The following is a 19,250-nucleotide window of genomic DNA, read 5'->3' as shown; positions in this document are numbered from 1 at the left end:
CCCCTCATGCTCCTGTTTTCCCTGTTATCAGGCGTCCCGGAGGAGGATGGCATCCACGTTGATGCCATCGTAGAGAGCATCGCTGAGGATGACGAGAGGATCGCCGCTTTTAATGTGACCGTTTTTACGCAGCATCTCGATGGCATCGCGGATGGCCTTTTCAGGATTGCCCTCTTCAAACGGCAAAACGAAGGGCTGCACGCCGCGTGCGCTGACGAGGGTACGGCTGACGTGCAGGTGCGGAGTGAAGGCGTAAATGGAAGCGTATTCTGGGCGCTGATGGGCCAGCAGATGGGCCATGACGCCACGCAGGGTGAAGACGAGCAGCTTGGCGTTGGGGATGCTGTTGGCCAGAAGAATGGCTGCTTTGACGGTCTTGTGCTTGTTGGTCTTCAGCGGGGCATCACTGGCGAAGCGGCCGGAGGGATACTTCTGCTCAATACGGCGGATGACGGTGTCCAGCACCTCCACGCATTTGTCAGGATAACGGCCGACGCTGGTTTCACCGCTGAGCATCACGCAGTCCACCTGCTCAATGACGGCGTTGAAAATATCCGTTACCTCGGCGCGTGTGGGCACGGGATTTTCGATCATGCTTTCCAGCATCTGGGTAGCGACGATGACCTTGCGGCCATGGTAGGAGCAACGCTCGACGATCTGGCGCTGAATGAGTGGCAGGTCCTCGATGGGGCACTCGCTGCCGAGATCTCCCCGGGCGACCATGATGCCACCGCTGGCCTCGACGAGGGTGTCGATGTTTTGCAACGCCTGCTGGTTTTCGATCTTGGCGATGACGCGTGCCTTGCTGCCCTTTTGCTCCAGGAGGAGCTGCAGATGCTGGATGTGGGCAGGCTCGCGTGCAAAGCTGAGGGCAAAGTAATCTGCACCCAGTTCACAGCCGAGGTCGAGATCTGCGTAGTCTTTTTGGGTGAGCGGCGGCAGGCGCACGGGTACGCCGGGCAGGTTGATATGACGGCGGGATTTCATCTCGCCTTTGGTTAGGACGGTACCGATGACACGCTTCTCGGTGATCTCAGTGGCCTTGATCTGGATCATGCCGCCGTCCACCATGATGATGTCTCCGATCTTGAGATCCTTACCCAGTTCAGGATAGTTGACGGTGACGGAAAGCGGCACTGTGGCGGCAACATCGGGCTTGCAGCGAAATTCGACCCAGTCACCTACTTGAAGCTGCCAGGGCTGCTCCACATCCCCGGTGCGGATGCTGGGGCCAGTGAGGTCCATAAGCACTGCGATTTCTTTGGAGCCCTTGGCTGCGGCGTCACGGATGCGGCCATAGACCATGCGCACCCAGTCATGGGAGGCATGGCTCATGTTGAGGCGGAAAATGTCAGCACCTTTGTCCATGAGACAGGTGATGACTTCGGCGGACTCGGTGGCAGGCCCGAGGGTGCAAAGGATCTTGGTTTTACGCATGTCTGGCATGGTTGGGGTGAGTGCCGGGAGATTCAAGCGGCAATGCCGTCATGAAGCATGAGGCAGGCCATGGTTGATGCGCAGGTGCATTAACTGCGATTGGACCGAACAATCGGCATTGATCCCGCCAGCTTCCTGGGATTCTCTGAGTTTAGTGAAATCTGATTCAATGCGAAAAGACGATCTTCCCGGCGATGGTTCGAAGCTGGAAAGAACAGAGGGTAACCCAGAATTAAAAGAGCCTTTTCAGCTCGCCATTGATACCATCCCCGGGCTGGTGTGGAGCGCACAGCCAGATGGACACATTGATTTTCTCAACCAACGATGGCGTGATTACACAGGGATGACGCTGGCGGAGGCTTGCGGATGGGGCTGGCAGGCGGCCATTCCGCCGGAGGATCTGGCGGGCCTGATGGAGTATTGGAAAGGAGTACTGGCTTCCGGTGCACCAGGTGAAACAGAGGCGCGTTTACGTGGGGCCGACGGCGTCAACCGCTGGTTTCTCTTTCGGGCGGTGCCGCTGTATGACGAGGCTGGAAAGCTGATCAAGTGGTATGGAACGAATACCGATATCCAGGACCGCAAATGGGCGGAAGCCTTGCTGGCTGGGGAGAAGCGCATTCTGGAAATGATCTCACGCTGGGAGCCGGTGCCGGTGCTCATGGAAACGCTTTGCCACGTGGTGGAGGAAATATCAGAAGAGATTATATGCTCCATCCTGCTGCTGGATGAAAAGGGTGTGCGCCTGACTCTGGGGGCGGCCCCCAGCCTGCCTTCGAGCTATACGGGTGAGTTAAAGGGACTGCTGGATTCCTATGAGGCAGGACCTTGTGCACGGGCGGCTTCGTTGATGAAACCGGTCATCATTGCGGATGTGCTGGAAGATGAGCCAAGTGTCTTTTTCCGGGAGCTGGCAGTGAAGCACGGATTGCGCGCCTGCTGGACCACGCCTGTGTTTTCATCCAGTGGCCAAGTGCTAGGCACTTTTGCACTTTATTCCCGCATTCCATCACTGCCCAGTGCGCAGCAGGAGCGGATGATCGGTCAGATGAGCCATCTGGCGGCGGTGGCCATTGAGCGCAGTCAGGAACAGGAAAAGCTGAAGCGGAGCGAGGCCTATCTGGCTAGGGCACAGAGCCTGAGCTCCACGGGTAGCTTTTGCTGGAATGTCAGCACTCAAGAGATGGTTTGGTCGGACGAGACCTATCGCATCTGCGAGGTGGATCGGTCCGTGACTCCGACAGGGGAGTTGACGCGCGATTTGATTCATCCTGAGGATGTGGGGCTTTTTTTCCAGATGTTATCGGGGCACGAGACAGACTACCGTTTTGAATGCCGACTGCGGCTGCCCTCCGGGAAAATCAAGCATCTCCAGGTGGATGGTGCGGCCGTAGAAAATGAGCAAGGACAACGGGTGGAGTGGATCGGCAACTTCATGGACATCACGGCGCGAAAGTTGGCGGATGAAGCCCTGCGCGCTTCCGAGCACCTGGCCCGTGGCCAGCTCAATGCGCTGAAGAAAACGCTAGATGCACTGTCCCAGGAATCCGAGCCGGACCATTTTTTGGCGCATGTGCTGGGCACCCTCACGGAGGAGATGGAAGCGCACAGTGTCAGCGTCTGGGAGATGAATCCTACAGTGGGGCAGGTGGAACTGGTGGCTAACTTTGAGGATTCCCGGATCCAGTTGCCAGCCAAGCTTGAGCCGCCGCGATCCAAGGCCGCAAACGAACCCCGAGACCATCCCGTCTGGACAGAATTTTTCCGTGAAGGAAAACATTGCGTCGTGGGGATGCTGGACGCGGATCCACCCATGGTACGGCTGGAGGACGGGCAGAACACGGATGCTCACCACTGGTACGGGGACCAAATTTCTGATCCGCAGGTGGGAGCGAGCATCAAGCGGCTGGCTGAGCTAGGGATCATCACCACACTATGCGTACCGCTGCTCCTGGCAGGGAAGGTGACCGGGCTGGTGAGCATTCGCTTCCAGCAGCGGCGCACTTTCCGGCGGGAGGAAGTGGAACTCACCCGTGCACTGACGCACCACGTCATGCTGGCGGTGTACTGGATGCGCCTTTCCAGACAGAGCCGGGAAACAGCCGTGGTGGCTGAGCGGAACCGGATGGCGCGGGACATCCATGACACCCTGGCACAGGGATTCACCGGTGTGATTGTACAATTGGAGGCGGCAGAGGATGCCAAGTCCAAGGGCCTGTATGACAACGTGGACCATCACATCCAGCGCGCCCGAGAACTGGCCCGCGAGAGCTTGAAGGAGGCGCGAAGATCCGTGCAGGCACTTCGACCCCAGGCGCTGGAAGAGCGCAGCTTGCCGGAGGCCCTGGAAGCCCTGAGCCAGAAGATGACGTTTGGCACGCCGATGCGGGTGAGCTTTGTCCTGGAGGGGAATCCGAGACCGCTGCCCGCCGAGTGTGAGGGCAATCTGCTGCGCATTAGCCAGGAGGCGCTAACTAATGCGGTCCGCCATGCTCAGGCGGGCGAATTCATCATCCGGCTGAGCTTCACCCCACAGCGTGTCACCTTGGAACTAAGTGATGATGGCAGCGGTTTTGACCCTGCTGCCAAGAGCGACGGATTCGGGCTGCTGGGCATCCGTGAGCGAGTGGAGGCTATGGGTGGAGAGCTGGCCTTGATCAGCCGCCCTGGACATGGAACAGTTCATCTGATTTCTCTTCCCTTGAGCAGCGCGTCATCTTCCCTGCTATGAATAAACCTTTTTCAAAAAGCCTGGCTGATGATGGCTCGGAACCTATCCGCATCCTGGTCGCGGATGATCATGTGACCGTGCTGGAAGGGCTGGTGGCCATCATCGGACGACAGCCGGACATGAGCGTGGTGGCCGGCGCTGTGAATGGGCGCGAGGCGGTGGACCTGTGGAGGCAGCACCGTCCAGATGTGGCCCTACTGGATCTGCGTATGCCCCTGCTGGACGGAGTGAGCGCGATTGAGGAAATCTGCCGTCAGGATATGGGTGCGCGCATCATCATCCTAACCACCTTTGATTCAGATACGGACATTTCCAAGGCCATCAAAGCGGGTGCCCGGGGATACCTGCTGAAAGACGCCCCGCGAGAAGAACTGCTGTCCTGCATCCGCAAAGTGCATACAGGCCAGACCTCCCTGGCACCCGAGCTGGTGACGAAGCTGGCTGCGGGTCTCTCCAGCATTCCTTTGACCACGCGCGAGCGAGACGTCCTGACACTCCTGGCTCGTGGACTCAGCAACAAGGAAATCGGTGGCAGCCTGTTCATCAGTGAGACGACCGTGAAATCACACCTGCGGAGCATTTTCACCAAGCTCAATGTCCTGAGCAGGACCGAAGCCATGGCGGCGGCAAGCCAGCGCGGATTGGTAAAACTCTGATCTTCCCCGCATGGATGCAGGCATCTCATCCGAAAGGAGGAGGAGGGCATCCTCTTTTTGGAGCAGTAAATTTTCAGCCTCCTGACCAATTGCAGGCAGCAAGGCAGACACGCATGCTCGTGGCATGAAGGTAAGGCACAGCAATAAGGAAAAGAAGGGGGAGGGTGTGCCGCATCCCCGCTGCGGAGACTTCTTCGTCACCAATAAATACCAGTAAACATTTGATTCCATGAGCACCATCACCACTCCAGACGGCACACAGATTTATTACAAAGACTGGGGTTCAGGCCCGGTCGTCGTTTTCAGCCACGGCTGGCCGTTGAGCTCCGATGCCTGGGAATCGCAGATGCTTTTTCTGGCATCACACGGTTACCGTTGCATCGCCCATGACCGCCGTGGTCATGGCCGTTCCAGCCAGCCCTGGCATGGCAATGAGATGGACACTTATGCCGATGATCTGGCGGCGCTTTTGGACACGCTGGATATCCAGGGTGCGACCCTCATCGGTCATTCAACCGGTGGTGGAGAGGTGACGCGTTACATCGGCCGTCATGGCACGGCACGGGTGGCCAAGGCAGTGCTCGTCGGCGCAGTGCCTCCAGTCATGGTGAAGACGGAAGCCAACCCAGGGGGGCTGCCGCAGGAGTTTTTTGACGGCTTGCGTGCGGCCCATCTGGCGGACCGGTCCCAGCTCTACAAGGATCTCGCCAGCGGACCTTTCTTTGGCTTCAACCGCCCAGGTGCCAAGGTCTCCCAGGGTATGATTGATTCCTTCTGGATGCAGGGTGTGATGGCAGGGGCCAAGAACACTTATGACTGCATCAAGGCCTTCTCTGAGACGGACTTCACCGAGGATCTGAAGAAGTTCGATGTACCCACCCTCATTGTGCATGGGGACGATGACCAAATCGTGCCCATCGGCGCATCAGCCATGATTTCTTCCACGCTGGTGCCTGGGGCTGTTCTGAAGATTTATCCCGGCGGCTCCCATAGCCTGGGAGATACCAGCAAGGACCAGCTGAATGAAGACCTGTTGGCCTTTCTGCAATCTTGATCTCTGCACTACCTAACTAAAAACATTGTGAAAAAACTCTCAGGAAAAGTTGCCGTCGTCACCGGAGCCTCCAAGGGTATCGGTGCCTCCATCGCCAGACATCTCGCTGCTGAAGGCGCTGCCGTTGTGGTCAATTATGCCTCCAGCAAAACGGGGGCGGACAAGGTGGTGGCTGAGATTGAAAGCGCAGGTGGAAAAGCCGTCGCCGTGCAGGGGGATGTGGCGAAGAAAGCCGACATCGAACGGTTGTTTGCAGAGACTCAAGCGGCCTTTGGTACACTCGATATTCTGGTGAACAACGCTGGCATCTATGAGGGGGAAGCGCTGGGCCAGATCACTGAGGCAAATTTTCACCGGCAGTTCAATCTAAATGTCCTCGGCCTCATCCTCACGACGCAGGAAGCGCTGAAATACTTCGGCCCTGAAGGGGGAAGTATTGTCAATACCAGCTCCATTGTCAGCACCCTTTCACCTGCGGGAACAGCCGTGTATAATGCGACCAAGGCGGCGGTGGACAATCTCTCCCGCACCTTTGCCAAAGAACTGGGCGCGAAGAAGATTCGGATCAATTCGGTCAATCCAGGGCCCATTGAAACGGAAGGCACGCACTCCGCAGGCATGGTGGAGCCTTTTCAAGCGTTTGCGGCCGTCACGCCGCTCGGGCGTATTGGCCAGCCGGACGACATCGCTCCGGCCGTGGTGTTTCTCGCCTCCCCGGATTCCCGATGGATCACGGGAGAGACGCTCTACGTTACCGGCGGGCTTCGTTAAGTCGGCTATATTCAAATCACAAACCTGTCAAAAAGAGGAGCACATCCATGTTCGGCCTAACCAATCTTGGAGTCATTCATACAGCCATCGGTGTCGTGGCTCTCATCGCCGGCTTCATTGCCCTGATCAGGGATCGCGGCATCACTTGGAATAACGGGGTGGGAAAGCTCTATGTCATCACGACAGTGCTCACCTGCCTGACGGGATTTGGCATCTTCCAGCATGGGGGTTTCGGCGCTCCGCATGTCCTTGGCATCATCACCTTACTGGTGCTGTGGCTGGCCTGGGCTGCGGAGAACAGGTCTCTGTTTGGCGTCCGTTCTCGTGTCGTGGCCACGGTCAGTTATTCCGCCACGTTCTTTTTCCACTGGATTCCCACCATCACGGAGACGTCCACCCGTTTTCCCTTGGGCTCACCGTTAATTACCGACCGAAATGGCCCAGAGCTTCAGGCCGCCACCGGGGTGCTTTTCGTCCTCTTCATCATCGGGGTGACTTTGCAGATCCGCCGGTTGAAGGCCAGGGAGTGAGCAGCTAATCAGGATGAAGATGCTTTAGAGTGCCCTGAGGGGCATCGCTCTTGAGCACAACCCAATGCTTGGCACTGGCGTATTGTGAGGCATGGTAAGCAGCGCCTTCCAAGCATCCTGCTGTACTTTCCCGAACTTCGTCTTCTTAGCCCATGCATCGCCTTAGCCTCCTTTCGGCACTTTTCCTGGCCTCCTGTGCCGTAGGCCCAAACTACGTTGCACCTGAAGGCAGCCCTCAGTCAGGTTTCCGCTCCAAGGCCTCAGGCACCTTGGCTGCTGCTCCCAATGAGGCGGCTTTGCAGGCCTGGTGGCAGCGTTTCGGAGATCCGAAACTGAATGAACTTATCGCCCAGACCATCGCGGGAAACCAGGACGTCAAGGCAGCCATCGCCAACATCAAAGCAGCCCGGGCGGAGCGTAATTTTGCCAGTTTTGACTTTTTACCGGTCGTGACCGCTGGTGGCGACTATACCAACAGCCGCTCCTCCGGCTTCAATCTTCCGGCGGCTTTCCCAAGAGATGTGGAAACGTATAGCACGGGTTTTGATGCGACTTGGGAGCTGGATCTTTTTGGCCGGGTGCGCCGAAATGTGGAGGCTGCCTCGGCAGATCTCGGTGCCGCAGAAGCCGGGCGGGATGACCTTCTTGTCTCCATCACGGCGGAGACGGCTCGTACTTATCTGGAGCTGCGCGGTTTGCAAAACCAGCTTTCGGTGGCCCGTCGCAATGCGGAAAACCAGCGCGCGACGGTGGATCTGACCAACAAATTGCTGGAAGGCGGACGCGGTACCGATCTGGATACTTCCCGCGCCAAGGCTCAGCTCAGCACTACTTTGGCTACCATTCCTCCTTTGGAGGGTGCGGTTGACAAGGCTTTCCACAGGCTGGGGGTGCTCAGTGGCCAGCCGCCAGACGCGCTTCGCGGACGCTTGACACTGGCGCCGCTGCCTTCCCGTCTTCCTTCCATCCGCCTGGGAGACCCGGCTGCGCTTCTGCGTCGTCGTCCAGACATTCGTGCAGCTGAGCGCCAGCTTGCCGCAGCCACTGCCCGCATTGGGGTGGCCACGGCAGATCTTTTCCCCCGCATCACAGCCAATGGCAGCGCAGGACTCACTGCTGGCAGCTTTACGGGTTTAGGCCAAAATGGTGCGGACAATTTTTCCTTTGGTCCCAGCATCAGTTGGGCCTTTCTTGACAGCCCCCGTCGTCTGCAACTCGTAAAAGCGGCCGGTGCCCGTACAGAGGCCCGCCTGGCTACTTATCAGCAGACCGTGTTGCTGGCTCTGGAAGATGTAGAAAACTCCATCACGGATTATGGTCGTGAGCAGAACCGCCGGAACCACTTGGCCGACGCGGTGCAAAGCAGCGCTAAGGCTGCCTCACTGGCTCGTCAACGCTTTGACCAGGGTGCGGCCGGGTTCCTGGAAGTGCTGGATGCTGAGCGCGTGAAGCTGCAGGCGGAAGTTTCTCTGGCGGAGAGCCAGACGCGCACAGCCACCAATCTCATCGCTGTTTTTAAAGCCTTGGGTGGTGGCTGGGATCCGACTGCCAGGACGAAATAATCTTGCCCAGTCCCTTTGTGCACCTCAGAGCCTTTGCATGGGCAGAGCGCGGATGATGACTTCGTCCTGGTGAAAACGCGCTTCGAGCGTCCGCCGGTAGCGGCCCCACCAGGGTTCATCCAGGGAGGAGGTCATCACTTCATAAATGATGATTTCATCCCGGACATCCTGCCCTAGATCATTCCAGCGGCCTTCTGCCGGTGAACGGGTATAGGCAGTAAGCCCGCCGAATTTTTCCGTCAGCTCCGCTCCGACACGGGCATGGAACTCTTCAGGAAAAGGCTTCTGGTCGTTCGCATAAAGGGGCAGCAAAAGCTGGATCAGATGGCTCATAGGTCAGGGTTTTCACTCTGCCTCTTCATCGTGTCCCGTCGGCGCAACAGCCTGCTTTCTTTGATGCCTGCGGGCATGCCACATCCAGGCGGTTTAAGTGGAGCGATAGCATGGTATGAAACGCATGGTTCAGGACGATGGCCCGGTGCTACTGCTCTGCAGCCCGCACGGACTTTTCGGATCCAAAGCGCTCCAAGCCCCACATTCTCAAACACAATTTTAATGCCATGGCCTCAGCACATAATGCCAGCCTGCATGGTAGCGCCCCGGATAAAGCAGCCCAGGCCGTGCTTCTGATTGATGTAATCAATGCCATGGACTTTCCCGGTGGCAGTTCACTGCTTCGTCTTGCACTTCCCGTGGCCAAGCGCATTGCAGCGTTGAAAAAACGCGCCCGTGCAGCCGGTGTCCCAGTGATCTATGTGAATGACAATTTTGGGCGCTGGCGTTCAGACTTCAAGTCTCACGTCAGCCATTGCCTTGAAGCCGGTGTTCCGGGTGAGCCCATCGTGCAGCAGCTTCTCCCGGATGAAGAAGACTACTTCATCCTCAAGCCCAAGCATTCGGGGTTTTACTCCACATCCCTGGACATTCTGCTGGAGCATTTGGAGGTCAGCACGCTCATCCTGACGGGATTCGCCGGGAATCTTTGCGTCCTTTACACGGCCAACGATGCCTACATGCGGGATTACCATCTCATCGTTCCGCGGGATTGTCTGGCCTCCGAGAATCGCAAGGCGAATGACCATGCCCTGGCCCAGATGCAGACGCATTTGCGAGCCGATATTCGCACTTCTCCACGTATTCATCTGGTCAGATCACGGACGCGTGCTGGCAAGGATACTCAAGACAAAGACAAGTAATCCGCCTCCTTTTCTGAACCTCTGCCTCTGGTTTATTACAACGGCAAAAATAGGTAAATAAACGCATGCGATGCTTCAGGACCGATGCATTTTTGCATTTGAGGTTTTTCTCCAAACGTCTTCGGCATTGTTGCTCGTAGGCTTGACCGGAAATGATGGAGGTTTAACCTTGCATGGCCGTTTATGGCGTCACCCTCCCAATTTACTGACTCAGTGCGTATTCTGCCCGGTGAAGGTGAAGAACGCGTGGACCGCATTCTAGCGAGCATTACGGATGCCTTTTGCGCATTCGACAGCGAATGGCGTTTCACTTTTCTCAATGAAGCGGCGCGGAGTATTTTTTCACCTTATGTGGGAGATCCAGAGCAATTGCTCGGCCAGTGCTACTGGAGAATATTTCCTGAAACATTGGGGACAAATCTGGAGCGGGAATTCCGGCATGCAGTGGCTGCCGGTGTGGCGGTGGACTTTGAATACTTCCATGCGCCCTGGGAGCACTGGTATGTCCTGCGGGGCTTTCCCATTCAGGGCGGCGGGCTGTCCGTTTACTTCCGGGACGTCACCGAAGAAAAGCTAACGGCGGCTGCCTTAAGTGCCAGCGAGGAACGTTATCGCTCGCTGTTCAATGCCATTGATGAAGGCTTTTGCATTGTCGAGATAATCTGGGATGGGAATGGGCGGCCTGTTGATTATCGGTTTGTGGATGTGAATTCAGCCTTTGAAGGCCAGACTGGGCTGCACAATGCGGTGGGTAAAACCGCCCGCGAGCTGGTGCCGGAGCTGGAGCAGCATTGGTTCGATGTCTATGGCGGAGTGGCCAGCAACCAGAAGGCCGTCCGTTTTGTACAGGGTGCGGAGAGTATGGGCCGCTGGTTTGATGTCTATGCCTTTCCCGTCGGCGCAAAAAGCGACAGCCGCGTGGCCATTCGCTGCACGGACATCAGCGAAAAACGCGGCACGGAGATGGAGATGGCGCGGTTGAACCTGGAAAGCCGGTCCCGAGTGGCGGAACTGGAAACACTGTTGGATGTCCTGCCCGTGGGTATCGGGATTGCGTTGGACCGCGAGTGCCGCAAGATCCGGGTCAATACCGCCTTTGCCCAGGTGCTGGGTTTGGAACGTGACGGGAATGCCTCCAAGACCGCACCTGAGGAGGAGAGGCCAGCCAATTTCCAGATCATTGATGACACCGGTCGGGAGCTGTCCGGTGAGGAATTGCCCATGCAGACTGCCGCTCGTGAAGGAAAGGTAATCCGAGACCTGGAGCTCAACATTGTGCATGCGGATGGTCGCTGGATCCGCCTGCTGGAATATGCTGCGCCGCTCTTTGATGACCAAGGGCAGCCGCGTGGCAGCGTGGGGGCTTTTGTGGATATCACTGAACGAATGCTGGCTGAAGCCCGCCAGGGGTTCCTCGTGAGATTGGATGATGCGGTACGCCCGCTGAGCAATGCGGCGGAGATCGTCGCCACCTCCGCCCGCTTGCTGGGGGAACATCTTCGTGCTGACCGCTGTGCCTATGCCGAAATTGAAGCGGATGAGGACAGCATGAACATCCAAGGAGACTATACCCGTGCGGTGCCAAGCATCGTCGGGCGTTTTACCTTTACTCAGTTTGGAACTGAGGCGTTGCGCTGCATGCGTGCTGACGAGACCTATGTCGTGCAGGACATTGAGAAGCATCAGCCTGCGCCGGAGGATCTCACCGCTTATCAAGCCACCTTGATTCGTGCCGTCATCTGCGTGCCTCTCCGTAAAGATGACCGCTTTGTAGCAGCGATGGCCGTGCATCAGAAGACTCCCCGCCAATGGACACAGGCCGAGGTCAGCCTCGTGCGCCATGTGGCGAACCGGTGCTGGGAGGCTTTGGAGCGCGTGCGGGTGACCCGGGAACTGGAGGAAAGTGAAGCCCGGTTTCGCCAGATCGCGGATCTTACTCCGCAGGTCGTGTGGCTGGCGCGACCAGACGGACAGGTCACATATTTTAACCGCCGCTGGTATGCATTCACCGGCCATCCTGAGGGAAATGCAGGTGATGCCAGTTGGGTGGATGTCCTGCACCCTGAGGATTTGCCGGTTTGCCTGGACCGCTGGTCTCATTCCGTGAATACCGGTGAGCCTTATGAAATCCGCTATCGCTGGCGCGATCGTGCGGGTGCCTATCGTTGGTTTCTGGGCCGGGCGCTGCCTCTGCGGGATGAACATGGGGCCATCGTCCGTTGGTATGGGACCTCCACGGATATCGATGACCTGGTCCGGGCTGAAGAAGCAGCCCGGCAGGCACGCGCAGATGCAGAACGTGCCAATCGTGCCAAGGATGACTTCCTGGCCGCCCTCTCTCATGAGCTGCGCACGCCACTGACACCTGTGCTGATGGCAGCGGAGGCCTTGTCTGAAGATGCCAGCCTGGATACTTCGACCCGCGACACCCTGTGCATGATCCAGCGGAATATCGCACTGGAAGCCCGGCTCATTGATGACCTGCTGGATCTGACCCGTATTTCCCATGGCAAACTGGCCCTCCGGCTCCAGGAGCAGGAGGTGCACTCCCTCATTGAGCTGGCGCTGGATATCGTCAGGGATGAGGCACAGGCAAAAAAGCTGACTCTCCACACAGATTTTAAAGCACCGCTATCCCGCCTTCAGTGTGATCCCTCCCGGCTCCAGCAGGTCTTTTGGAACCTTTTGAAAAATGCTGTCAAGTTCACTTCATCCGGTGGCCAGATCAGCGTTCGCACACGCAATGAAGGAAGCCAGATTGTCGTTGAGATAAGCGATACAGGCATCGGCATTGCCAGGGATAAACTGGGTCGTATCTTTCTTCCCTTTGAGCAAGCAGGGCTCGCCAATGATCACCGCTTTGGAGGGCTGGGTTTAGGATTGTCGATTTCCAAATCTCTGGTGGAACTGCATGCGGGCAGCATTGTTGCGGCCAGTAAAGGTCCTGGACACGGTGCCGCTTTTACGGTGGTACTGCCTGTCAGCTTAAAAGCTAAGGAGTCCCCGGAAAGTGCGGCAGGGGAGATGTCCCGGCCTGTTTCTCCGTCTCCTACTGAGAGTATGACGATGCGTCTGCTTTTGGTTGAAGACCATGCCCCCACGCTGACAGTCCTCGCCCGGCTGCTTGCCCGCGCGGGCCATCACATCACGACGGCGGACAGTGTCGCCACAGCCCTTGAGGCAGCCAGCCTAGATCGATTTGACGGCGTCATCAGCGATGTCGGCCTGCCTGATGGCACGGGAATGGAACTGATGAAAACATTGCATGCATCGTATGGCCTGCATGGCATTGCATTGACGGGTTATGGAATGGAGGAAGACATCAAACAAGCGCACGAATCCGGCTTCGTCGTTCACCTGACCAAGCCTGTTCAGTTCGCCCAATTGCGCCAGGCACTGGTCCAGCTTTCCACCCGCCTGCCAAAACTTTAGCACCAGCCCTCATCCCCTTTTAAATTGGGGACAGGGCCGGCAAGATGAGCCATCTTTATTCAGCTTTTTCCGCAGCGGCGGCGGCAGGGCTGCCACCACCACCGGTAGAGATTCCCTTCTCGGCCAGCTTCGCTTTGACGGCTTGCTCGATCTCTTCGTAGAGTTTGGTATCTGTTTTGAGCGCCTCTTTGGCCGCATCGCGACCTTGGGCCAGTTGCGTGCCTTTATAGCTGATCCAGGAACCACGCTTCTGCAGGATGTCATGCTCCATGGCCAGATCCAGCATGGACCCGACATTGGAGATGCCTTCATTGTACATGATGTCGAATTCAGCCTCCGTATAAGGAGGTGCCAGCTTGTTTTTGACGATCTTCACCTTTGTGCGGTTGCCGGTCACCGTGCCATCGCTGCTTTTGATGGCACCGATGCGGCGGATGTCCACGCGCACACTGGAATAGAACTTGAGCGCCTTACCCCCAGGAGTCGTCTCCGGATTGCCGAACATGACGCCGATTTTTTCACGGATCTGGTTAGTAAAGATGCAGCAGGTGCGGGCTTTCGAAATGATGGCGGTGAGCTTTCTCAGGGCAGCGCTCATCAGCCGGGCCTGGGCACCCACGGTGGAATCACCGATGTCACCTTCCAGTTCCTGACGGGTCACCAGAGCGGCCACGGAGTCAATGACGATGACGTCCAGAGCGTTGGAGCGGACCAGCGTTTCGCAGATGCGTAGCGCCTCTTCACCTGAGCTAGGCTGGGAGACCAGCAGCTCATCCATCTTCACACCCAGGCGGCGGGCATAGTTGGGGTCCAGCGCATGCTCCACGTCAATGAAGGCGGCGATGCCGCCGGCCTTCTGGGCTTGGGCAATGACGGTCAGGGTCAGAGTCGTTTTACCGGAGGATTCCGGCCCATAAACTTCCACCACACGCCCACGGGCAAAACCGCCCACGCCCAGTGCTTGGTCGATCAAAATATTGCCTGTAGGGATGACGGCCACATCCACCTTTTCATTGCCCGCCATGCGCAGGATGGAACCCTCACCAAAGTCCTTGTGGATCTGCTGAAGAGCGATGTCGAGATTGCGGGCGCGTGCTTCGGCGATCTTGTTGGTCGGCTCGGCGGAGGATTCTTTTGCAGGAGACTTGGCCATAATCAGGTATTAAATTAGATGTTCTGGCGAACAGTTGGAGCATTTTTGCCCCCTCGTAAAGTATTTTTACAGAAACTAAGGGATTTAAAGCAGCGGTGGGTGTGTCAGGCAAGCGCCGAGGCAGGGATTGCAGGAAGACCTTGGCTAAGTGAAGAAAAGGAGTAAGTTAGAAATCGTTTTGATGCCTCAACGTCCGCCATCTTCCGCCGTCGGTGCTACGACATGGCGGCTGACTGATTCGCCTGCCGCGCTTGCGGATGATGGGGCCTTTCTTCTGAAGAGGACCCTGCTGCTGGCAAATATGGCGGGTTTCTTAGGCGGTTATTTTGTACTGCACAATCAATGGCTGCAACTGGCCTGGGGACTCATCCTGGCTGTTTTATGGCTGATGGCCGGGGGTCATGAGGACTTGGCCGAGGCATTGAAAAAGGACCGTTGGATGCAAGGCGTGGCCGTTTTGTGGAGCCTGATGCTGGTGCGGAGCTCCATTTTTGAATCTCCCGGTGCCACCCTTTCCGCCCTTTGGCTGGGCTGGGGCAATGGCCTTTTGCTCATGGGTTTTTTGCTGACTCTCTGGCAGACCGCCCGCCGACCACAGGTGATCTTCGCTCTGGGCAAGCCTATTGTGGCAATGGCCACCGTTGCAGCGGGAGTGAGTCTGATCATTTTCTATGGCCTGCATCCTGAAGGTGTTTTCGGGTCGCGGTTGCGAAACTGGTTTGTTTATGGCGGATGGAATTCAGTCAATTCAGGCCTGACGTTTGGCTTCGCGGCGTGCTGGGCTGCGGCAGGATGGAATGCCTCCACAGGTACCCGCAATCGTCGCCGTTGGCTGGTGGCCTTGGTGATTCTTTACTTGGCGACGATCCTGACCCTGAGCCGTGGAGCCTTGATGGCGCTCGTCTGCGGGCATGCCGTCCTGCTGCTGGCGGTAGGCTGGCGGCGTTCATGGAAACCAGTCGCCCTGGTGGTGGGCACGCTGGTGCTATTCCAGGTCTCAGCCCCGCTGCTTTCTCATCTGGCGGCCAAGGATGCTTCCAAGCGCCTCGGTATTCCAAACGAGACGATCGCTGTGGGAAAATTTGGTGACACCGTGGTTTCATCCAACCCGATGCAGACGGCGATGCAGCGGTCAGACAACGGGCGTTTCCTCATCTACAGTGCGGCCATTGGCTGCATGAGCACCTGGCAGGACTGGCTACTGGGAAAAGGCATGTGGGCGGATGATGATTGCTGGTCCTGCTCCCTGCACTGGTATCCGGAGCACCTGCATGGTGTCTTTTGGGATACCTTTGTGCATGGTGGGCTGCCTGGGATTTTGGGACTGGCCGGTCTGGTAGGGTGGGCACTCCAGAGGAGCTATCGTCTGGCCCGGCGTGGCGAGCCTGTCTGGCTCATGCTCAGCGGTTATGGGTTGGCGGGACTATGTTTCGATGGTGACAGCGTCTGGGCACTCATTTCCATCGCCCGTTATGAGCCCTTGCTGTTTTGGACTCCGCTGGTGATCGCCTCGGCCCGGTTTACGCAGGATTCGACGGCACCTGCCGTCTGACCCACTTGAGCAAGATCCAGGCGATCCAGGCCCCCGTTCCTGCACCGGTCAGGTCGGCCAGCCAGTCACCTGCATCATTGCCGCTGCGGCCCGGGGTGAAGGTCTGGTGGTATTCATCCAATGCGCCGACGATCATTCCAAAAAGGATGCCCGTCAGCCACCATACCCAGCCTGGTTTTGGCGGCACGGCATGGCTGAAAAGAGCCAGTGCACAACAGAACCCTCCACCGCTGAAGTAGAGAAAGTGTATGACCTTGTCCTGATACGGAATTTGTGGTCCAGGAGGCAGAGTACTCCGGGAGGACAAGGTGAAAAGTACAATGCCCCAGATGGCTGCACATGCCCACCAAAACCAGCGGTGACCGGCCAGCCGGGAAAAGAAGTTTTGAATGGCGAAAACCATGCGGTGAAGTAGCCCTACGTGAGCCTGTGCTCAATCCAGAAGTCAGTCCCTCATTTCCTGCTCCATACGCTCGCTGAGCCACTGCTTGATCATGCTCTGGTAGTTTAAATACCGCCGCCGGGCGATCCGCTTGATCCGGCTGAGCATCCGTGGATCGAATCTCAACGTGATGGTGGTGGATTCACGGACGTCTGAGCGGTGGATGGACATCTGCATCAGCCGCGGGTCCACCTGATGTTTTTCCCAAAACTTTCCTTCTGCCTCCGGGCTATCGAAGGAAGGGACTTCTTTCCAGGCCAGGATCGCCGGCAGTTCATCACTGAACCGGGGGATCTGCGTGGTTTCGTTTTTGCGTCGTGATGGTTCCATGATTACATGTCCTCCGCTTTCTTGCGCTCAAAAAAATCCGCCTCCGTGTGCGTCATGTCTCGGGCATAAATGACTCGGTAGCGTTTGCCGTCGGTCCAAAAAACCCCGAAAACAGCACGCCCGCTCAGGGCCTTGCCCAGGTTGTAATAGCGGGCGCTAGTGCCGTCGCCATTATCATCCGGCAGCAGCTTCAGGGAAAACGGATCTTCAAACGACTCCTCAATATCCTTGGGAGGCAGCTTGGTGAGATCAAAGGCAACGCCAATCCAGTCGAAGTCCATAATAAGTTATCTATTGAGTATCAACGTTACCGGCGGCTCCTTTTGTGCCTACTTCCGGTATTGGATCAGTTCTATTTCATAGCCCTCGGGAGCATCGATGAAGGCAAACGTGCCGCTGGAGCTTTCCGTAGGACCATCTGAAAACGGATAACCTTTTTCCGCGGCATGCTTGGCGAAGGATTCCAGGTCATCCACCTCGAAGGCCAGGTGGGTGACATCCGGCCCCAGGGTGACTGGGCCGCTGGCCGGGAAGGAGCAGATTTCGATGAGCTCATCGCTGTTCGGGGTCTTCAGGAAGACCAGTTCAGAGCCGCGTGGGGATTTGTGGCGTTTGATCTCTTGCAGGCCGAGGACGTCTTTGTAAAACGTCACGGTCTTGTCCAGATCGTTCACGCGATAGCGGGTGTGAAGGAGTTTGGTGACCATGATTTAAATCAGTGTCCCGCATTGTGTCGCAGACGAACCCCCAAGGCAACAGGGCGATTGCATAGAATGACCCCGGTCCCGCCTTAGCTGTGACTAGGCTCTGACTTTATCCTTCTGCCGGGATTCATTTTTTGCCATTGCCGTGATACCGTCCGCCTGCCAATGATGGCGGCGCTTTTGCACCCACCCACCACCATGTATTTCCTCGGCATTGACAGCGGCACCCAGAGCACGAAGGCCATCGTTCTGGATCTGGACAGCGGCAAGATTGTTGCCTCCGGTCACAGCGCTTATGATTTGATCGATGGCTTGCCTGCCGGGCACCTTGAGCAGCATCCGCAGGACTGGCTGGATGCCGTGGACAGTTGTGTAAAACAGTGCCTGGAGAAACTCGGTGCGGACAGCGCCAAAATCGCAGGCATCGGCGTCAGCGGTCAGCAGCATGGTCTGGTGGCCCTCGATGCGGATGATAAGCCCGTGCGCCCGGCCAAGCTGTGGTGCGATACTTCCACCCAGGCCCAGTGTGAGGAGTTGGCCCATGAATTCGGTGGCCAGCCCGGCCTCATCGCCCTCGCAGGCAATGCCATGCTGCCCGGCTACACCATCCCAAAGCTGCTCTGGATGAAGCAGAATGAGCCGGAGAATTTTGCTAAAACGACCTCCATCCTGCTGCCCCACGATTACATCAATTTCTGGCTCAGCGGTGTGAAGCGCATGGAATACGGAGATGCCTCCGGCATGGGCATCCTGAATGTGAACAGCCGCGAATGGAGCTATGAACTCTGCGATTACATCGACCCTCGTGTCCGCTCCATGTTGCCGGAGCTGGGGTCCAGCCGGAGTGTCCATGGTCGTTTGCGTCCACAGCTTGCCCAGGCCTGGGGCCTCAGTGAAAACGTCATCATCAGCGCCGGCGGCGGGGATAATATGATGGGAGCCATTGGCACAGGAAACATCAAGCCCGGCGTCATCACCGCCAGCTTCGGTACCAGTGGCACACTTTACGGAGTCGCCTCCCATCCTGTGGTGGATGGCCAGGGTGAGGTGGCTGCTTTTTGTGATAGTACAGACCAGTGGCTGCCCCTCGTCTGCACCATGAATGTCACCGTTGTGACAGAGCAGGTACGCTTGATGCAGGGATGGGATCTTCAGCAGCTCGAAGAAGCCGTGAAGGCTGCACCTGCTGGGGCGGAGGGAGTCATGTTCCTGCCGTACCTGAATGGCGAGCGCACACCCAATCTTCCTAACGGCAGTGGCGTGATCCATGGTCTGCGGCCCGGTAATATGACGCCGCAAAACATCGCCCGTGCAGCGGTGGAAGGAGCCACGCTGGGCCTCGCTTATGGTCTCAAGCGCTTCCGTGACCTGGGCATGAACCCCACGGAAATCCGCCTCACGGGTGGCGGCAGCAAAAGCAGTGTCTGGCGTCAGATCGCCGCCGATTGTTTCAATGCGGAAGTCGTCACCCTTGATACCAGTGAGGGGGCTGCTCTGGGCGCTGCCATCCAGGCCGCCTATGCCCAGGCTAACGAAAAAGGTGAAACCGTCAGTTATGACAGCCTCTGCGCCAGGCTTGTGACGCTGGATGAATCCACCCGTTGCAAACCGAATTCGGAGAATGCAGCCCTGTACGCAGCCCAGCTCGAGCGTCAGATGGAGCTGACCGGCAGGCTGAATCAGACTGGCTGGCTATAACC

17 protein-coding genes are annotated in these 19,250 nt (G+C 57.4%); 10 read left to right on the top strand and 7 right to left on the bottom strand.

Going from position 1 to position 19,250, the window contains the following annotated elements:
• Positions 1-27: 27 nt before the first annotated feature.
• Positions 28-1,446 carry a pyruvate kinase gene (pyk, locus tag EI77_RS18830; RefSeq protein ID WP_133796855.1) on the bottom strand — a complete coding sequence of 473 codons (1,419 nt, stop codon included), beginning with the start codon at positions 1,444-1,446 and terminating at the stop codon, positions 28-30.
• A gap of 160 nt (positions 1,447-1,606) precedes the next feature.
• Between pyk and EI77_RS18825 the strand changes: the two genes are divergently transcribed.
• The 6 genes from EI77_RS18825 to EI77_RS18800 all read left to right on the top strand — a co-directional run bounded on the left by EI77_RS18825 (position 1,607) and on the right by EI77_RS18800 (position 8,741).
• On the top strand, positions 1,607-4,168 hold the full coding sequence (locus tag EI77_RS18825) for a sensor histidine kinase (RefSeq protein ID WP_166647363.1): 2,562 nt from the start codon (positions 1,607-1,609) through the stop codon (positions 4,166-4,168).
• Positions 4,165-4,824 carry a response regulator gene (locus EI77_RS18820; protein ID WP_133796853.1) on the top strand — a complete coding sequence of 220 codons (660 nt, stop codon included), beginning with the start codon at positions 4,165-4,167 and terminating at the stop codon, positions 4,822-4,824. The genes EI77_RS18825 and EI77_RS18820 overlap by 4 nt, the downstream gene beginning before the upstream one ends.
• Before the next feature lie 229 nt (positions 4,825-5,053).
• A complete protein-coding gene (locus tag EI77_RS18815; protein ID WP_133796852.1) occupies positions 5,054-5,878 on the top strand; it encodes an alpha/beta fold hydrolase in 825 nt (274 codons plus the stop codon).
• Positions 5,879-5,905: 27 nt separating this feature from the next.
• Positions 5,906-6,649, top strand: a complete 744-nt coding sequence (locus tag EI77_RS18810) for an SDR family NAD(P)-dependent oxidoreductase (protein ID WP_133796851.1) — start codon at positions 5,906-5,908, stop codon at positions 6,647-6,649.
• Positions 6,650-6,696: 47 nt separating this feature from the next.
• Positions 6,697-7,179 (top strand): hypothetical protein, encoded by a 483-nt coding sequence (locus EI77_RS18805; protein ID WP_133796850.1) that lies wholly within the window; start codon positions 6,697-6,699, stop codon positions 7,177-7,179.
• Between the two features lie 152 nt (positions 7,180-7,331).
• Positions 7,332-8,741: an efflux transporter outer membrane subunit gene (locus EI77_RS18800; RefSeq protein WP_133796849.1), complete on the top strand. Its 1,410-nt coding sequence runs from the start codon at positions 7,332-7,334 to the stop codon at positions 8,739-8,741.
• A 24-nt stretch (positions 8,742-8,765) separates the two neighbouring features.
• Here EI77_RS18800 and EI77_RS18795 read toward each other — a convergent pair whose 3' ends face one another.
• On the bottom strand, positions 8,766-9,074 hold the full coding sequence (locus EI77_RS18795; RefSeq protein WP_133796848.1) for a hypothetical protein: 309 nt from the start codon (positions 9,072-9,074) through the stop codon (positions 8,766-8,768).
• A gap of 227 nt (positions 9,075-9,301) precedes the next feature.
• Here EI77_RS18795 and EI77_RS18790 point away from each other — a divergent pair, with 227 nt between their 5' ends.
• Both EI77_RS18790 and EI77_RS18785 read left to right on the top strand, forming a co-directional pair.
• Complete coding sequence (locus EI77_RS18790) at positions 9,302-9,937, top strand: cysteine hydrolase family protein (RefSeq protein ID WP_133796847.1); 636 nt, start codon at positions 9,302-9,304, stop codon at positions 9,935-9,937.
• A gap of 183 nt (positions 9,938-10,120) precedes the next feature.
• Positions 10,121-13,369, top strand: a complete 3,249-nt coding sequence (locus EI77_RS18785; RefSeq protein ID WP_133796846.1) for a PAS domain-containing protein — start codon at positions 10,121-10,123, stop codon at positions 13,367-13,369.
• A gap of 55 nt (positions 13,370-13,424) precedes the next feature.
• Here EI77_RS18785 and recA read toward each other — a convergent pair whose 3' ends face one another.
• A complete protein-coding gene (gene recA, locus EI77_RS18780; RefSeq protein ID WP_133796845.1) occupies positions 13,425-14,522 on the bottom strand; it encodes a recombinase RecA in 1,098 nt (365 codons plus the stop codon).
• Positions 14,523-14,703: 181 nt separating this feature from the next.
• Between recA and EI77_RS18775 the strand changes: the two genes are divergently transcribed.
• A complete protein-coding gene (locus tag EI77_RS18775) occupies positions 14,704-16,074 on the top strand; it encodes an O-antigen ligase family protein (protein WP_133796844.1) in 1,371 nt (456 codons plus the stop codon).
• Here EI77_RS18775 and EI77_RS18770 read toward each other — a convergent pair.
• The 4 genes from EI77_RS18770 to EI77_RS18755 are packed head-to-tail and all read right to left on the bottom strand — an operon-like array spanning position 16,043 to position 17,553.
• Positions 16,043-16,477, bottom strand: a complete 435-nt coding sequence (locus EI77_RS18770) for a VanZ family protein (RefSeq protein WP_133796843.1) — start codon at positions 16,475-16,477, stop codon at positions 16,043-16,045. The genes EI77_RS18775 and EI77_RS18770 overlap by 32 nt on opposite strands.
• 42 nt (positions 16,478-16,519) lie before the next feature.
• Positions 16,520-16,846, bottom strand: a complete 327-nt coding sequence (locus EI77_RS18765) for a CopG family antitoxin (RefSeq protein WP_208300411.1) — start codon at positions 16,844-16,846, stop codon at positions 16,520-16,522.
• Positions 16,847-16,848: 2 nt separating this feature from the next.
• The gene (locus EI77_RS18760; RefSeq protein WP_133796842.1) at positions 16,849-17,127 is read right to left on the bottom strand and encodes a BrnT family toxin; all 279 of its coding nucleotides are present in this window, start codon (positions 17,125-17,127) and stop codon (positions 16,849-16,851) included.
• Between the two features lie 48 nt (positions 17,128-17,175).
• Positions 17,176-17,553 carry a VOC family protein gene (locus EI77_RS18755; protein WP_133796841.1) on the bottom strand — a complete coding sequence of 126 codons (378 nt, stop codon included), beginning with the start codon at positions 17,551-17,553 and terminating at the stop codon, positions 17,176-17,178.
• 177 nt (positions 17,554-17,730) lie between these two features.
• Between EI77_RS18755 and xylB the strand changes: the two genes are divergently transcribed.
• Positions 17,731-19,248 carry a xylulokinase gene (gene xylB, locus EI77_RS18750; protein WP_243838932.1) on the top strand — a complete coding sequence of 506 codons (1,518 nt, stop codon included), beginning with the start codon at positions 17,731-17,733 and terminating at the stop codon, positions 19,246-19,248.
• The last annotated feature ends 2 nt before the right edge of the window (positions 19,249-19,250 follow it).

The sequence above is a fragment of the Prosthecobacter fusiformis genome (genome assembly GCF_004364345.1).
GTDB classification, from domain to species: Bacteria; Verrucomicrobiota; Verrucomicrobiia; order Verrucomicrobiales; family Verrucomicrobiaceae; genus Prosthecobacter; species Prosthecobacter fusiformis.
Note: the sequence above shows the minus strand (reverse complement) of the source record. Positions and strands in the feature narration are given on the sequence as shown.

Excerpts from the sequence above, each read along its gene's own strand:
- EI77_RS18815 (WP_133796852.1), top strand. The coding sequence starts at position 5,054 with ATGAGCACCATCACCACTCCAGACGGCACACAGATTTATTACAAAGAC.
- EI77_RS18765 (WP_208300411.1), bottom strand. The coding sequence starts at position 16,846 with ATGGAACCATCACGACGCAAAAACGAAACCACGCAGATCCCCCGGTTC.
- EI77_RS18760 (WP_133796842.1), bottom strand. The coding sequence starts at position 17,127 with ATGGACTTCGACTGGATTGGCGTTGCCTTTGATCTCACCAAGCTGCCT.
- EI77_RS18785 (WP_133796846.1), top strand. The coding sequence starts at position 10,121 with ATGGCGTCACCCTCCCAATTTACTGACTCAGTGCGTATTCTGCCCGGT.
- pyk (WP_133796855.1), bottom strand. The coding sequence starts at position 1,446 with ATGCCAGACATGCGTAAAACCAAGATCCTTTGCACCCTCGGGCCTGCC.
- EI77_RS18770 (WP_133796843.1), bottom strand. The coding sequence starts at position 16,477 with ATGGTTTTCGCCATTCAAAACTTCTTTTCCCGGCTGGCCGGTCACCGC.
- recA (WP_133796845.1), bottom strand. The coding sequence starts at position 14,522 with ATGGCCAAGTCTCCTGCAAAAGAATCCTCCGCCGAGCCGACCAACAAG.
- EI77_RS18755 (WP_133796841.1), bottom strand. The coding sequence starts at position 17,553 with ATGGTCACCAAACTCCTTCACACCCGCTATCGCGTGAACGATCTGGAC.
- EI77_RS18795 (WP_133796848.1), bottom strand. The coding sequence starts at position 9,074 with ATGAGCCATCTGATCCAGCTTTTGCTGCCCCTTTATGCGAACGACCAG.
- EI77_RS18825 (WP_166647363.1), top strand. The coding sequence starts at position 1,607 with ATGCGAAAAGACGATCTTCCCGGCGATGGTTCGAAGCTGGAAAGAACA.
- EI77_RS18800 (WP_133796849.1), top strand. The coding sequence starts at position 7,332 with ATGCATCGCCTTAGCCTCCTTTCGGCACTTTTCCTGGCCTCCTGTGCC.
- EI77_RS18775 (WP_133796844.1), top strand. The coding sequence starts at position 14,704 with ATGCCTCAACGTCCGCCATCTTCCGCCGTCGGTGCTACGACATGGCGG.
- EI77_RS18820 (WP_133796853.1), top strand. The coding sequence starts at position 4,165 with ATGAATAAACCTTTTTCAAAAAGCCTGGCTGATGATGGCTCGGAACCT.
- EI77_RS18790 (WP_133796847.1), top strand. The coding sequence starts at position 9,302 with ATGGCCTCAGCACATAATGCCAGCCTGCATGGTAGCGCCCCGGATAAA.
- EI77_RS18805 (WP_133796850.1), top strand. The coding sequence starts at position 6,697 with ATGTTCGGCCTAACCAATCTTGGAGTCATTCATACAGCCATCGGTGTC.